10 protein-coding genes and 4 tRNA genes are annotated in these 14,615 nt (G+C 71.5%); 9 read left to right on the top strand and 5 right to left on the bottom strand.

Features of this window, described 5'->3' with window-relative positions; genetic code table 11:
- Positions 1 to 28: 28 nt before the first annotated feature.
- Positions 29 to 103: transfer RNA gene (locus AB0G17_RS04520), tRNA-Asp, on the bottom strand.
- 101 nt (positions 104 to 204) lie between these two features.
- Positions 205 to 4,146, bottom strand: a complete 3,942-nt coding sequence (gene hrpA, locus AB0G17_RS04515; RefSeq protein WP_361375435.1) for an ATP-dependent RNA helicase HrpA — start codon at positions 4,144 to 4,146, stop codon at positions 205 to 207.
- 82 nt (positions 4,147 to 4,228) lie between these two features.
- Between hrpA and AB0G17_RS04510 the strand changes: the two genes are divergently transcribed.
- From AB0G17_RS04510 to AB0G17_RS04500, 3 genes are all read left to right on the top strand, one after another.
- Positions 4,229 to 4,594: a hypothetical protein gene (locus AB0G17_RS04510; protein WP_361375433.1), complete on the top strand. Its 366-nt coding sequence runs from the start codon at positions 4,229 to 4,231 to the stop codon at positions 4,592 to 4,594.
- Positions 4,595 to 4,673: 79 nt separating this feature from the next.
- On the top strand, positions 4,674 to 5,444 hold the full coding sequence (locus AB0G17_RS04505; RefSeq protein ID WP_361375431.1) for a DsbA family protein: 771 nt from the start codon (positions 4,674 to 4,676) through the stop codon (positions 5,442 to 5,444).
- On the top strand, positions 5,441 to 6,274 hold the full coding sequence (locus AB0G17_RS04500) for a cytochrome c biogenesis CcdA family protein (RefSeq protein WP_361375429.1): 834 nt from the start codon (positions 5,441 to 5,443) through the stop codon (positions 6,272 to 6,274). Before AB0G17_RS04505 ends, AB0G17_RS04500 begins: the two co-directional genes overlap by 4 nt.
- 44 nt (positions 6,275 to 6,318) lie before the next feature.
- On the opposite strand, the gene AB0G17_RS04495 is transcribed toward AB0G17_RS04500, so the two are convergent.
- The 3 genes from AB0G17_RS04495 to AB0G17_RS04485 form a co-directional block, all read right to left on the bottom strand.
- Positions 6,319 to 6,392: transfer RNA gene (locus AB0G17_RS04495), tRNA-Phe, on the bottom strand.
- A gap of 24 nt (positions 6,393 to 6,416) precedes the next feature.
- A tRNA-Asp gene (locus tag AB0G17_RS04490) sits at positions 6,417 to 6,491 on the bottom strand.
- Between the two features lie 39 nt (positions 6,492 to 6,530).
- A tRNA-Glu gene (locus tag AB0G17_RS04485) sits at positions 6,531 to 6,603 on the bottom strand.
- A 180-nt stretch (positions 6,604 to 6,783) separates the two neighbouring features.
- On the opposite strand from AB0G17_RS04485, the gene AB0G17_RS04480 reads away from it, so the two are divergent.
- The 6 genes from AB0G17_RS04480 to AB0G17_RS04455 all read left to right on the top strand — a co-directional run bounded on the left by AB0G17_RS04480 (position 6,784) and on the right by AB0G17_RS04455 (position 14,538).
- The gene (locus AB0G17_RS04480) at positions 6,784 to 7,134 is read left to right on the top strand and encodes a metallopeptidase family protein (RefSeq protein WP_361375427.1); all 351 of its coding nucleotides are present in this window, start codon (positions 6,784 to 6,786) and stop codon (positions 7,132 to 7,134) included.
- Positions 7,131 to 7,646, top strand: a complete 516-nt coding sequence (locus tag AB0G17_RS04475; RefSeq protein WP_361375425.1) for a CrcB family protein — start codon at positions 7,131 to 7,133, stop codon at positions 7,644 to 7,646. Before AB0G17_RS04480 ends, AB0G17_RS04475 begins: the two co-directional genes overlap by 4 nt.
- The gene (locus tag AB0G17_RS04470) at positions 7,643 to 8,005 is read left to right on the top strand and encodes a CrcB family protein (protein WP_190093740.1); all 363 of its coding nucleotides are present in this window, start codon (positions 7,643 to 7,645) and stop codon (positions 8,003 to 8,005) included. Before AB0G17_RS04475 ends, AB0G17_RS04470 begins: the two co-directional genes overlap by 4 nt.
- 259 nt (positions 8,006 to 8,264) lie before the next feature.
- On the top strand, positions 8,265 to 8,828 hold the full coding sequence (locus AB0G17_RS04465; RefSeq protein ID WP_361375423.1) for a hypothetical protein: 564 nt from the start codon (positions 8,265 to 8,267) through the stop codon (positions 8,826 to 8,828).
- Between the two features lie 232 nt (positions 8,829 to 9,060).
- Entirely contained in the window at positions 9,061 to 11,334 is a 2,274-nt protein-coding gene (locus AB0G17_RS04460) for a DEAD/DEAH box helicase (protein WP_361375421.1), read from the top strand.
- A gap of 225 nt (positions 11,335 to 11,559) precedes the next feature.
- On the top strand, positions 11,560 to 14,538 hold the full coding sequence (locus AB0G17_RS04455; protein ID WP_361375419.1) for an FG-GAP-like repeat-containing protein: 2,979 nt from the start codon (positions 11,560 to 11,562) through the stop codon (positions 14,536 to 14,538).
- Positions 14,539 to 14,615 lie beyond the last annotated feature (77 nt).

Below are 14,615 nucleotides of genomic sequence, written 5' to 3'. Positions count from 1 at the left end.
GGGAAGGATGCGGGCTTCGGCTTCACTGCGGTCCTGACGGGATTTGAACCCGCGGCCTCCACCTTGACAGGGTGGCGAGCACTCCAAACTGCTCCACAGGACCAGGTTTCGCGGCCGTTCTTGCTCGGCTGCGAGACAGACTGTACAGCAGGTCAGAGGGTCCGGTCGAACTCACTCACAGCGATACGGACGTGACGGCCGCCATCACGGCGCCGCCGCGTCGATCGCCTTCACGATCCGCTTGTCGGAGACCGGGAACGCCGTGCCCAGCGCGTGCGCGAAGTAGCTGACCCGCAGCTCCTCGATCATCCAGCGGATGTCCAGGACCTCGCGCGGCACCGGCCGCCCCTGCGGCATCTGCTCAAGCAGCCACGCGTACTCGTCCTGCATCTCGTGGACCTTCTCCATGCGCGTGGTGTCGCGCTGCACGGACGTCGGCATCTGCTGCAGGCGCCGGTCCACCGCCACCAGATAGCGCATCAGGTCCGGCAGTCGGCGCAGCCCCGTCGCGGTGACGAACCCGGCCGGCATCAGGGCCGCCAGCTGCTCCCGTACGTCCTGCAGGTTGTTGATCAGGACCAGGCTGTTCGTGGCCTTCAGACGGCGCTCACAGGCCTGCCAGGCGGCCAGGATCTGCTGGACCTGGCCGACCGTCCGTACGGTCGCGTCGACGAGGTCGGCGCGCACCTTGTCGTACAGCTTGCGGAACGACTCCTCGTCCCAGGCCGGGCCCCCGTGGTCCGCGATCAGCTTGTCGGCGGCGGCCATGGCGCAGTCGTCGAAGAGCGCCTGGACCGAGCCGTGCGGATTGCGGGACAGGGCGAGCTTCTGCTGGTTGGTCAGCTTGTCCGAGGCGAACTTCGCCGGGTTCACCGGGATGTTCAGGAGGATCAGCTTCCGGGTGCCGCGCCACATCGCCTGCTGCTGCTCGGCCTCGGTGTCGAAGAGCCGTACGGAGACGGTGTCGCCGGAGTCGACCAGCGCCGGATACGCCTTCACCGGCTGGCCCGCGCGCTTGGTCTCGAAGACCTTCGTCAGGGTGCCGATCGTCCAGTCGGTGAGGCCCGTGCGCTCGATGGAGACGCCGCCGGAGGGCGCGGCCGCCGCGGCGGCCTTGGAGAGCGCCTGGCGGGCCTTGGGGCGCAGCTGGAGCTTGAGCGCCTCCAGGTCCTTGTCCTCGGCCAGCTTGCGGCGCCGCTCGTCGACGATCCGGTACGTGATCTTCAAGTGGTCCGGTACGCGCGTCAGGTCGAAGTCGTCCGCCGTGACCGGGACCCCGACCATCCGCTGGAGCTCGCGCGCCAGCGTCACCGGCAGCGGCTCCTGCAACGGCACCGCGCGCTCCAGGAACTTCGACGCGAAGTTCGGCGCGGGCACGTAGTGGCGGCGGATCGGCTTGGGGAGGGAGCGGATGAGCTCCGTGACCACTTCCTCGCGCAGGCCCGGGATCTGCCAGTCGAAGCCCTCGTCGGTGACCTGGTTGAGGACCTGGAGCGGGATGTGGACGGTGACGCCGTCCGCGTCCGCGCCCGGCTCGAACTGGTAGGTGACCTTGAACTTCAGCCGGCCCTGGCGCCAGTTGTCCGGGTAGTCGTCCTTGGTGACGGCGAGCGCCGACTCCCGGATGAGCATCTCCCGCTCGAAGTCCAGGAACTCGGGCTCCTCGTGGCGCTTGTGCTTCCACCAGGAGTCGAAGTGGGCGCCGGAGACGACGTGTTCGGGCACCCGCTGGTCGTAGAAGTCGAAGAGCGTCTCGTCGTCGACCAGGATGTCGCGGCGCCGCGCCCGGTGCTCCAGCTCCTCGACCTCGGTCAGCAGCTTGCGGTTGTCGGCGAAGAACTTGTGGTGGGTGCGCCAGTCGCCCTCGACCAGCGCGTTGCGGATGAACAGCTCGCGCGAGGCCTCCGCGTCGATGCGGCCGTAGTTCACCTTGCGGTTGGCGACGATCGGTACGCCGTACAGCGTGACCCTCTCGTACGCCATCACCGCGGCCTGGTCCTTCTCCCAGTGCGGCTCGCTGTAGGTGCGCTTGACCAGGTGCTGGGCGAGCGGCTCGATCCACTCGGGCTCGACCTTCGCGTTGACCCGCGCCCAGAGGCGGGAGGTCTCCACGAGCTCGGCCGACATCACGACCTTGGGCTGTTTCTTGAAGAGCGCGGAGCCCGGGAAGATCGCGAACTTGGCGCTGCGGGCGCCCAGGTACTCGTTCTTGTCGGTGTCCTTCAGCCCGATGTGGGAGAGCAGACCGGCGAGCAGGGAGGTGTGGATCGACTGCTCGGGCGCGGTCGTACCCGCCGAGGGCTCCTCGATGTGGATGCCCATGGTCTTGGCGACCGTCCGCAGCTGGGAGTAGATGTCCTGCCACTCCCGGATGCGCAGGAAGTTCAGGTACTCCTGCTTGCACATCCGGCGGAAGCTGGAGGAGCCGCGCTCCTTCTGCTGCTCGCGCACGTACCGCCACAGGTTGAGGTAGGCGAGGAAGTCGCTGGTCTCGTCCTTGAAGCGGGCGTGCTGCTGGTCGGCCTGCGCCTGCTTGTCGGACGGCCGCTCGCGCGGGTCCTGGATGGAGAGCGCGGCCGCGATGACCATGACCTCGCGGACACAGCCGTTCTTGTCGGCCTCCAGCACCATCCGGGCCAGGCGCGGGTCGACCGGCAGCTGCGCGAGCTTGCGGCCCATCGGGGTGAGCCGCTTGCGGGGGTCCTTCTCCGCCGGGTCCAGCGCGTGCAGCTCCTGGAGGAGCTGGACGCCGTCGCGGATGTTGCGGTGGTCCGGCGGGTCGATGAAGGGGAACTTCTCGATGTCGCCGAGCCCGGCGGCGGTCATCTGGAGGATGACGGAGGCCAGGTTGGTACGGAGGATCTCCGGGTCCGTGAACTCCGGCCGGGAGAGGAAGTCGTCCTCGGAGTAGAGCCGGATGCAGACGCCGTCGCTGGTACGGCCGCAGCGGCCCTTGCGCTGGTTGGCGCTGGCCTGCGAGACCGCCTCGATGGGGAGGCGCTGCACCTTGGTGCGGTGGCTGTAGCGGGAGATGCGGGCGGTGCCCGGGTCGATGACGTACTTGATGCCCGGGACGGTCAGGGAGGTCTCGGCGACGTTGGTCGCGAGAACGATCCTGCGGCCGGTGTGCTGCTGGAACACCCGGTGCTGCTCGGCATGCGAGAGGCGGGCGTACAGCGGCAGCACCTCGGTGAACCGGAGGTTCTTCTTGTTGAGCGCGTCCGCCGTGTCGCGGATCTCGCGCTCACCGGAGAGGAAGACCAGGATGTCGCCGGGGCCCTCGGACTGGAGCTCGTCGACGGCGTCGCAGATCGCGGTGATCTGGTCCCGGTCGGCGTCCGCTGCGTCTTCGTCGGCCTCCTCCAGGAGCGGGCGATAGCGCACCTCGACCGGATACGTACGCCCGCTGACCTCGACGATCGGGGCGTCCCCGAAGTGGCGCGAGAAGCGCTCGGGGTCGATGGTCGCCGAGGTGATCACGACCTTGAGGTCGGGGCGCCTGGGCAGCAGCTGGGCCAGATAGCCCAGCAGGAAGTCGATGTTGAGGGACCGCTCGTGGGCCTCGTCGATGATGATCGTGTCGTACGCGCGCAGCTCGCGGTCCGTCTGGATCTCCGCGAGCAGGATGCCGTCCGTCATCAGCTTGACGAAGGTCGCGTCCTGGTCGACCTGGTCGGTGAACCGGACCTTCCAGCCGACGGCCTCGCCGAGCGGGGTCTTCAGCTCGTCCGCGATCCGGTCCGCGACCGTACGGGCCGCGATCCGGCGGGGCTGGGTGTGCCCGATCATGCCGCGCACGCCCCGGCCCAGCTCCATACAGATCTTGGGGATCTGGGTGGTCTTGCCGGAGCCGGTCTCACCCGCGACGATCACGACCTGGTGGTCCCGTATCGCCTCCAGGATCGTGTCCTTCTTCTGGCTGACCGGGAGCTGTTCCGGGTACGTGATCTCGGGCATGCGGGAGGCCCGCCGGGCGACGCGCTCGGCGGACTTCGCGGCCTCGGCGGCGATCTCGTCGAGCACGGCCTGCCGGGCCTCGGGCTTCTTGATACGGCGGGCGCCTTCCAGACGGCGGCCGAGCCGATGGGCGTCACGCAGCGAGATCTCGGCCAGCAGGGTCTGGAGATCGGCAAAGGAAGTAGACATACCTGATTCAGGATCTCACCCGCCGCGCGGCAGTGGCGAACGCATTTCGGAAGGGGCCCGTCGCGCCCGTACCATTTCGGGCGTGCCCCGCACCCACGCCCAGCGCCGCCGCCTCGCGGCCGTGCTGCTGATGGTGCTCGGGGCGGTGACGGTGCTGCTCTGCGGGCCGTCACCGGCGGCGGCCGCCCCGGACCGGGCGCCGCGTGCCCAGGTCTCGGCCCCCGTCGACGGCTCGCCCGGCTGCAAGCAGGGCGGCGGGCAGGACAAGGGCGCCGACCCCGCCGCGCCGGCGCGGGCCCGTATCGCGTACGACCAGGCCCCGGCCCTGGGGGAGCGGACCGTCCCGGCCGCGCTCACCGCGCAGGCCGCCGAGCACCGCACCCCACCGGTGCGCGGCCCGACCCGCGCGGCGCCCACACCCGTCGAACTCTCCGTACTGAGGGTCTAGACGGCCGGTCATCTACGACCGGCCGTCCCTTTCCCTTTTCCCGCCGCATCTCTGCCGCGGTACGTACACGGAGACCCGTATGTCCAAGTCCCAGGGCACCCCTGCGCCCAAGTCCAAGAAGCCGTTCCTGATCGGGGCGGCCGTCGTCGCGGCCGTGGCCGTCCTCGGGGTCGCCTCCTACCAGGCGACCTCGTCCGGCTCCGGCAAGGAGAGCGGCTCCGTCGCCTCCTCCGACGCCGTCGAGCCGCCCGCGGGCACCTTCCCCGAGCTGGAGAAGCTGGCCCGGCGGGACGGCAGGGACCCGCTGGCCCGGGGCCGCGCGGACGCGCCCGTCGTGATGATCGAGTACGCCGACTTCAAGTGCTCGTACTGCGGCAAGTTCGCCCGCGACACCGAACCCGCGCTGGTGAAGAAGTACGTCGACGCGGGCACCCTGCGCATCGAATGGCGCAACATGCCGATCTTCGGCGCCGAGTCGGAGGCGGCGGCGCGCGCGGCCTGGGCGGCCGGGCAGCAGGGCCGGTTCTGGCAGTTCCACACGGCGGCCTACGCCCACGGCTCCAAGGAGAAGGGCTTCGGCAAGGACCGGCTGCGCGAGCTGGCCGGGCAGGCGGGCGTGGCCGACCTCGACCGTTTCGTCCGGGACGCGGACGGCGACGCGGCGAAGGCGGCCGTGAAGAAGGACCAGGAGGAGGCGTACGGGCTCGGGGCCAGCTCGACGCCGTCGTTCGTGATCAACGGGCGCCCGCTGGCCGGCGCCCAGCCGCTGGACACGTTCGCGCAGGCCATCGACGAGGCGGCGACGTACAAGGCCGCGCAGCACGCCGGCCCCGAGGGGACCGGAAAGTGACTCCGGACATCGGCTATCTGGCCGCGTTCCTGGGCGGTCTGCTCGCGCTGCTCAGCCCGTGCAGCGCCCTGCTGCTCCCGGCCTTCTTCGCGTACTCGATCGACTCCACCACCCGCCTGCTGGCCCGCACCGGCATCTTCTACGCGGGCCTGGCCACCACGCTGGTCCCGCTGGGCGCGGCGGGCTCGTACGCGGGCCGGCTCTTCTACGGCCACCGCGACCAGCTGGTCCTCTTCGGCGGCTGGCTGATCATCGCGCTCGGCGCCGCCCAGATCCTCGGCATGGGCTTCGCCAGCCGCCGTATGACCGAGCTGTCCGGCCGCATCCGCCCCACCACGGCAGCCTCCGTCTACGCGCTGGGTGCGGTCTACGGCCTGGCGGGCTTCTGCGCCGGGCCCATCCTGGGCAGCGTCCTGACAGTGGCGGCGGTCAGCGGCAGCCCGGTCTACGGCGGCCTGCTCCTCGCGGTGTACGCGCTGGGCATGGCGGCCCCGCTGTTCCTGCTCGCGCTGCTGTGGGAGCGCTTCGGGCTCGGCCGCCGCCGCTGGCTGCGCGGCCGGGCGGTGCGGCTGGGCCGCTTCGAGCTGCACACCACCTCGCTGCTCTCGGGCCTGTTCTTCATCGCCCTGGGCGGCCTGTTCCTGGCGTACGACGGCGCCACGGCCCTGCCGGGGCTGCTCGACGTCGACGACTCGTACGCGGCCGAGCAGTGGGCCCGCTCGGTCGGCGACGCCGTCCCGGACTGGGCGCTGCTGGTGGCCGTGGTGGCGGTGGCCGGGCTGGTCCTGGGCGTACGCGGATGGCGCGGCCGGGAGCGCGAGGCGGAGTGAGGAACGAGGAAGGGCCCCGTCCAGTGGACGGGGCCCTTCGGCTGTGGCTGGGGCCGGGGTCGAACCGGCGACCTATCGCTTTTCAGGCGATCGCTCGTACCAACTGAGCTACCCAGCCACGAAGTTCCTCGCGGAACCTCAGCGGTCCTGACGGGATTTGAACCCGCGGCCTCCACCTTGACAGGGTGGCGAGCACTCCAAACTGCTCCACAGGACCAAGCAATGTGCGAGCACTAGTCTCGCACACGGTAAAGCGTGCCCCCAACGGGATTCGAACCCGTGCTACCGCCTTGAAAGGGCGGCGTCCTGGGCCACTAGACGATGAGGGCTAAGGGCCCACCTGGGCGCTTCGCAGCGCGTCGGGGACGTGAGAAGCATATGGGATGGGAGGAGCTATCGCCAAAACGGTTTCCCGGGGGCAGGTCGGGGGGCCCGGCCGGTGACCGACGGGGGGCTCACTCGCGGGGCGGGCCGGGGCGGGCCCGCGCCCCATGCGTGACAATGGCCGCGTGCTGGAGATGACGCGCGAGGAGTTCGAGGAACTGGTCGCCGAGGCGCTGGACCGCATCCCGCCGGAGCTGACGCGGCTGATGGACAACGTCGCCGTGTTCGTCGAGGACGAGCCCGCCGCCGACGCCCCCGAGCTGCTCGGGCTCTACGAAGGGACTCCGCTCACCGACCGCGGCGAGTGGTACGCGGGCGTGCTCCCCGACCGGATCACCATCTACCGGGGCCCGACCCTGCGGATGTGCGAGTCGCGGGACGACGTGGTCGCCGAGACCGAGGTGACCGTCGTCCACGAGATCGCCCACCACTTCGGCATCGACGACGAGCGGCTGCACGCCCTGGGTTACGGGTGAGCGCGCCCGATCGCCCGGAGGCGATCGACCCGGACGTCGACCTCCACGTTCCCGCCCAGCGCGCCGAGACCGCGGGCGCGGAGAAGTGGGGGGTGCTGGCGGCGATCTCGGCGGGCGGGGCGGCCGGGGCGAGTGCCCGGTACGGGCTCGCGCTCGCCTGGCCCACGCCCACCGGCGGCTTCCCCTGGGCGACCCTGCTGATCAACGTCCTGGGCTGCGCCCTGATCGGCGTCCTGATGCCGCTGATCAGCGATGGCGGCCGGCAGGCGCACCACCTGGTGCGGCCGTTCCTCGGGGTCGGCGTGCTCGGCGGCTTCACCACCTTCTCGACGTACGCCGTGGAGGTCTCGCGGCTGCTCGCCCGCCAGCAGGCCGGGCTCGCCATGGCCTACGCGGCCGCGACGCTCCTCGGGGCGCTCGGCGCGGTGTGGGCGACGGCGTCGGCGACCCGAGGGGTGCTGGCCGTGCGGGCCGCGCGGGCCGGGACGGAGCGCGGGGTGCGGACGCCGTGACGTGGCTGCTCGTGATCGTGGGCGCGGCCGTCGGCGCGCCGCTGCGGTATCTGACGGACCGCGCGGTGCAGGCCCGGCACGACTCGGTGTTCCCCTGGGGCACGTTCGTGGTCAACGCGGCCGGGAGCCTGCTGCTCGGCGCGCTCACCGGCGCCGCCGCCACCACGGACACGTACGCGCTGCTCGGCACCGGCCTGTGCGGCGCGCTCACCACGTACTCGACGTTCTCGTACGAGACGCTCCGACTGGCCGAGCGCGGCTGGAGGTTCCTCGCGGCGGCGAACGTGGCCGCCTCGGTGCTCGTCGGGCTCGGCGCGGTGTTCCTCGGAGCGGGGCTGACGGGCGGCACTCTCGCGTGACGGCGGGGGCGCATCGGCGCGAGAGGTGTGAACCGGCGGCGCTCCGGCGCGACGGGCGGCACTCCGGCGCCACCGGCGGCGCTCCGGCGTCGTAACGCGACCGGGTCCGCCCCTGCCTGATCGGGCGGGACCGGATTCGCCGTCACCGGACCACCCGTCGGAATCCCGTTCGTACCGGAGGGTCCTCGGGCGTGTCCCCGGCGGGGAAAAGGGAGTTGGGCACGGCGACCCTGCCCTGCCCGCGCTCCGGAGGCCGCCCGTGCGCCAGTTGTCCGCCCCCGTCCGTCGTTTGGCCGTGACCGCGCTGGTCGTCGCCGCGTCGGCGGGCTGCATGAGTGTGAGCGACGACGGCAAGGCTCCCAAGCCGTCGGTCTCCGTCGGGCAGAAGGGGGCGGTGGCCGAGCCGGACGGGGTCGCCGCGGTCTCCGGCGGGGCCGGCAAGGGGCGGCCCGGCAAGCACGGCGAGAAGGCGTCCCCCGGGGCCTCGGCGGCCCCGAGCCACAGCGGGTCGGCGGCGCCCGGCGCGGGCCCCGTCTCGCCCGGCGGCCGCCCCAGGCCGCAGAACCCGGCGCCCCCCGGCGGCGGCACCGCGGGCGGCCCCTCCGCGCCCCCGCAGCAGCCCCCCCAGCCGCCCGCCTCGTCGACCCCGCCCGCGCCCCCGACGAGCCAGCCGCCGCCGGACCCTCCGGTGACCCCGAAGCCGAGCGACTCGCCGTCCGCCTCTCCGGCCGCCGACACCCGCACCACGGCCCTCCGCGACCTCGGCGAGGGGCCCGCGAACAGGACCGAGCCGGCGGCATCTCCGCAGGTGGCACCGGTTTAGGAGGGGTGTCGTGAGCCCGGTGTGACGTGGATCGCAGGGGAGTGGTTTGCGCTCCTGTGGGGGGAGTGCGTATGGTGGTAGATCGTTTGATCCCATTGCCCGGCGCCGACACAGAAGAGCGCCGTGTGGCGCGTACTCTCCCTAGCCGTGGCTGACCGCATAGAGGCGGTCGAATTGCGAATCACGGAGTTGACGGGCGCGTGCCGAGACTCCGGAAGGTTTCGCATTTCGCATGTCCATTTCCAGCACTGATCACACCGTCATGCCCGAGAACGACGAGATTGTCGTCGTCGCCGAGGCTGTCGAGACCGTGAACACCCCGAAGACCGAGAACACCGAGAACGCCGCGAGCGCCGAGCTCAGCGACGTGGCCGCCGACGCGGTCGAGGGCGACGAGGCCGCTGAGGCCGCCGAGCCGACCGTCACCTTCGCGGACCTCGGTCTGCCCGAGGGCGTCGTGCGCAAGCTCGCCCAGAACGGTGTGACCACCCCCTTCCCGATCCAGGCCGCGACCATCCCGGACGCCCTGGCCGGCAAGGACATCCTCGGCCGTGGCCGCACCGGCTCCGGCAAGACCCTCTCGTTCGGTCTGCCGACCCTGGCGCAGCTCGCCGGCGGCCACACCGAGAAGAAGAAGCCCCGCGCGATCATCCTCACGCCGACGCGTGAGCTCGCGATGCAGGTCGCGGACGCCCTCCAGCCGTACGGTGACGTGCTCGGCCTGAAGATGAAGGTCGTCTGCGGCGGCACCTCGATGAGCAACCAGATCTACGCCCTGGAGCGCGGCGTCGACGTCCTCGTCGCCACCCCGGGCCGACTGCGCGACCTCATCAACCGCGGCGCCTGCTCGCTCGCCAACGTCCAGGTCGCCGTCCTCGACGAGGCCGACCAGATGTCCGACCTGGGCTTCCTGCCCGAGGTCACCGAGCTGCTCGACCAGATCCCCGGCGGCGGCCAGCGCATGCTCTTCTCCGCCACCATGGAGAACGAGATCAGCACGCTGGTCAAGCGCTACCTGTCCAACCCCGTCACGCACGAGGTCGACAGCGCGCAGGGCAACGTCTCGACCATGACCCACCACGTCCTCGTCGTGAAGCCGAAGGACAAGGCGCCGGTCACGGCCGCGATCGCCGCCCGCAAGGGCCGCACGATCATCTTCGTCCGCACCCAGCTGGGCGCCGACCGCATCGCCGAGCAGCTGTGCGACTCGGGCGTGAAGGCCGACGCGCTGCACGGCGGCATGACCCAGGGCGCGCGTACCCGAGTCCTGGAGGACTTCAAGAAGGGCTACGTCAACGCGCTCGTCGCCACCGACGTCGCCGCGCGCGGCATCCACGTCGACGGCATCGACCTGGTCCTCAACGTGGACCCGGCCGGCGACCACAAGGACTACCTGCACCGTTCGGGCCGTACCGCCCGAGCCGGCAAGTCCGGCGTCGTCGTGTCGCTGTCCCTGCCGCACCAGCGCCGCCAGATCTTCCGGCTGATGGAGGACGCGGGCGTCGACGCCTCGCGCCACATCATCCAGAGCGCCGGCGCCTTCGACCCCGAGGTCGCCGAGATCACCGGCGCCCGTTCGCTGACCGAGGTCCAGGCCGACTCCGCGAACAACGCCGCCAAGCAGGCCGAGCGTGAGGTCGCCGAGCTCACCAAGCAGCTGGAGCGTCTGACGCGCCGCGCCGCCGAGCTCCGCGAGGAGGCCGACCGCCTGGTCGCCCGCTCCGCCCGTGAGCGCGGCGAGGACCCGGAGGTGGCTGTCGCCGAGGTGGCCGAGGCCGCCGAGGCCGAGGTCGCCGCCGCCGTCGTGGCCGCCGAGCCGGTCGCGCAGGAGCGCCCGGCGTACGAGCGCCGTGACGACCGGGGCAACTTCCGTCGCGACGACCGTCGTGATGACAACCGTGGCGGTGGCTTCAACCGTGACCGCGGCGACCGTCCGTCGGGTGGCTTCAACCGCGACCGCAACGACCGTGGCTTCGAGCGTCGCGATGACAACCGTGGTGGCGGCTTCCGTCGCGACGACCGTCGTGATGACAACCGTGGCGGTGGCTTCAACCGTGACCGCGGCGACCGTCCGTCGGGTGGCTTCAACCGCGACCGTAACGACCGTGGCTTCGAGCGTCGCGATGACAACCGTGGTGGCGGCTTCCGTCGCGACGACCGTCGTGACGACAACCGTGGCGGTGGCTTCAACCGTGACCGCAGCGACCGTCCGTCGGGTGGCTTCAACCGCGACCGCAACGACCGTGGCTTCGAGCGCCGTGACGACAACCGTGGCGGCGGCTTCAACCGCGACCGCAACGAGCGTCCTTCCGGTGGCTTCCGCTCCGGTGGCGGCGACCGCCCGTTCAACCGTGACCGCAACGACCGCCCCGCGGGCGGCTTCCGCTCCGGCGGCACCGGCGACCGTCCCCACGCCCGTCGTGACGACCACCGCGGCGGCACCGGCACGAACACCGGCTCCTTCGGGCGCCGTGACGACAAGCCGCGCTGGAAGCGCAACGGCTGACGCTCAGTAGGCGAGTGAAGGGCCCGTACGGCACCCACCGGGTGCGGTACGGGCCCTTCCGTTTGCCCGCGCATATGCACCTCAAGGGTCGTCCAACTCCTGTTACTGTCACACCATTCGTATGGGGGATTCGGAGAGCCGGGGGGCTTTCCTGCGCATCGTTGCAGCGCGGCACACCGCGCGCCGTGCGCCCTCCCATGCCTGAAAGGCTTCGGGAGCATCAACTTGAGACGTCACACACTCGTCCGGAACGCGATCGCCGCCGTCACGGCGCTCGGCATCGCGGCCGCCGTCGCCCCGCTGAGCACGGCCCCGGCCTTCGCGGCGGACGCACCGGCGGAGCTCACCATCCCCGCCGAGCACACGCCCGACGACAACGCGACCGTGATCAACGGCGCGGGCGAGACCGGCTATCTGTCCGGCTGGACCCAGGCCGGGTTCAACTGGACCTCGTACGCGGACGGTTCCACCGCGCCGGTCGTCATGCCGCAGGGCATGACCACCGCCTGGGGCACCGGCACGGACACCCTCGTCCTCACCGGCAGGGACGACGTCGCGGTCGTCCAGCGGAACATGAAGGACGGCTCCGACCGCACCCTGCCGCTGCCCAAGGGCCAGCGGTTCGCCGGCACCTTCGGCGATGTCGTGGTCACCGAGGGCCCGCTCGGCATGAGCCTGCTGTCCTGGGAGGACGGCAGGGTCAAGGAGACCCCGGTCAGCGCGGGCGGCCAGGCCCACTCGCTCTACCAGGGCAACAAGGACGGCATGTTCGTCCAACAAGACCTCTCCGGCATGACGATGATCTGCTGGCTCGGCCGCGACGGGATCGCCCGCTCCACGCACCTCCAGGCGGAGCAGTTCGACAACGGCAAGATCGAGGTCGGCGGCGACCGCGCGGTCCAGTGGACCAAGGACGGCAAGGCCACGGTCTGGAAGACCTCGGACTTCTGGGCGTCCACGGACCAGCTGACGATTCCCGGGTACGACAGCTCCCAGCTGCTCGGCGCGGTCGGGGACAACGTCCTGGTGGCGCGCCGCGTCGCCACCGGCGGCCAGGAGCGGTACTCCAAGCTCGACTACCGCGTGGTCGCGGTGCCGCTCAAGGGCGGCCCCGAGCGCGTCGTCCTGGAGAAGGCGACCGCGATGGCCCGCTTCAAGGCCGACGGGACGATGCTGATCGGCGCGGTGGTCGACGGCCACCAGGGTGTGTACGCGGTGGGCTCCTCGCTGGACGTGACCAAGGTCCGCGAGTCGCCCTCCCTCCCCTCCGTTCCCCTGGCGCTCACCCTGGCGCAGGGCCGTCTGAACACGGTGGACCGGATCCCGGGCGCGGACGGCGTGTATCCGCGACTGCGCGGCATCGACCTGTCGGTGACGGGCCCGCTGACGGCCGGTCCGCGCACCGACCGGGGCAACGACGCCAAGGACTTCCCGGCGTCCCCGTCGGCCGGCACCCCGGACGTCCAGGCCACCGGTGACGGGCGCCTGGTGTACCGGCTCGCCGACGGCACCGTGAAGGTCCTCGACGAGGGCGCCCAGCTGCCCGCGCGCACGCTGGGCGTGAAGGCGGACGTCCTGCGGGTGTCGGGCCGCTACCTCGCCACCCGGCGCGGCGACGAGCGGGTCCAGGTCACCGACCTCGACACCGGCGCGGTCGTCCACACGGGCATCGGCGTCAGCGACTTCGCCCTGTCGGGCAGCACCCTGTGGATCGGCAACGACCCGAGCACGGCGCAGGCGGTCGACGTCCGTACGGGCAGGGCCACCGGCAAGCGGATCTCCGCCCCCTGCCTGATGACCTCCCTCCAGGCGCAGGGCGGCGACGTCTACTGGGAGTGCGGCCGGGACAAGTCCGGTGTGTACGACACGGCGACCGAGAAGAACACCGAGCTGCCCGCGCACGAGGGCGCCCTGCTCGGCGACGGCTATGTCGCCTGGCAGAAGGACGGCGAGCTGAGCGTCACGGACCTGCGCGGCGGGACCGGCACGCACAAGGTGGGCAAGCCCGCCGTGGCGAAGCCCGGCCAGGGCTGGACGGTCGACCGCTTCGGCGGCGCGGTGGCGTACGTGGACGCGGCCGGCGACACGCACGTGGCGCCGTCCGGGGTCCGCAGCGCCCCCGTACGCGCGCTGGACGAGGACTTCCCGGCGACGGTCGACGCCAAGTCGGCGGCGCGGACGGTCCGTTGGTGGGCCTCGAAGCCGCTGGTCTCCTGGGAGATCAGCCTGGTGGACCTGGCGACGCGCAACACCGTCCGCTCGGCCTTCGGCATGGAGACGCGCGGCCCGGTGCGGGTGGACTGGGACGGCAAGAACTACTCCGGCAAGGACCTGCCGGCCGGGAAGTACACCTGGGACGTGACGGTGGTCCCCGCCGACGGCGGCCCGGACCAGACCTTCACCACCCCGTTCGAGGTGAAGGGCACCAAGGCCGCGGCCCCGCGTGACTACGTGGGCGCCGACGGCCTGGGCGACCTGCTCGCCGTCACTCCCGCCGGGGTCGCGGACTTCCGCGCGGGCGCCGACGGCAAGGTCGACGCGAAGGTGTCGGGCAGCGGCTGGACGGGCGCGAACGAGGTGTCGGCGGCGGCCCCGTTCGACGACGTGGACGGCGACGGCACGAACGACGTCCTGGTCCGCCTGACGAGCGGCGAGCTCCGCGCGTACAAGCCGGGCGGGAAGGCTCTGACCCCCTCCACCCCGTACGCGAAGATCGGCTCGGGCTGGAACATCTTCGACGTGCTGACGTCCCCGGGCGACATGACGGGCGACGGCCGGGCGGACCTGCTCGCGCGGGAGGCGTCGACGGGTGACGTCTACCTCTACGAGGCGAACGGCGCGGGCAACTTCAAGGGCCGCGTGAAGATCGGCACCGGCTTCCAGAACTACCTGCTGACGTCGGGCGCCGGCGATGTGAACGGCGACGGCAACGCGGACCTCCTGGCCCGCGACGCCTCGGGCGTCCTGTGGCTCTACCCGAGCACGGGCAGCGGCACCTTCGCCACCCGCGTGAAGGTGGGCGGCGGCTGGCAGGTCTACAACGCACTGGTCGGCGCGGGCGACCTGAACGGTGACGGCAAGCCGGACCTGCTGGCGCGCGGCACGGACGGCGTGCTGTGGTCGTACGTGGGCGACGGCAAGGGGAACTTCGGTGGCCGCGTGAAGGTCGGCGGCGGCTGGCAGATGTACAAGTACCTCTTCTAGACCCGTTTTCCGGACCCGTCCCTGGATCCGTTCCCGGACCCGTTCTTTTTGGCCACCTGTTGGCGCATGTCATGCCC

The sequence above is a fragment of the Streptomyces sp. NPDC023838 genome (assembly GCF_040639555.1).
In the GTDB taxonomy this organism is placed as follows: Bacteria; Actinomycetota; Actinomycetes; order Streptomycetales; family Streptomycetaceae; genus Streptomyces.
Note: the sequence above shows the minus strand (reverse complement) of the source record. Positions and strands in the feature narration are given on the sequence as shown.

Bases quoted from the DNA above. Each gene is read 5' to 3' on its own strand.
- AB0G17_RS04460 (WP_361375421.1), top strand. From the start codon at position 9,061: ATGTCCATTTCCAGCACTGATCACACCGTCATGCCCGAGAACGACGAG.
- AB0G17_RS04505 (WP_361375431.1), top strand. From the start codon at position 4,674: ATGTCCAAGTCCCAGGGCACCCCTGCGCCCAAGTCCAAGAAGCCGTTC.
- hrpA (WP_361375435.1), bottom strand. From the start codon at position 4,146: ATGTCTACTTCCTTTGCCGATCTCCAGACCCTGCTGGCCGAGATCTCG.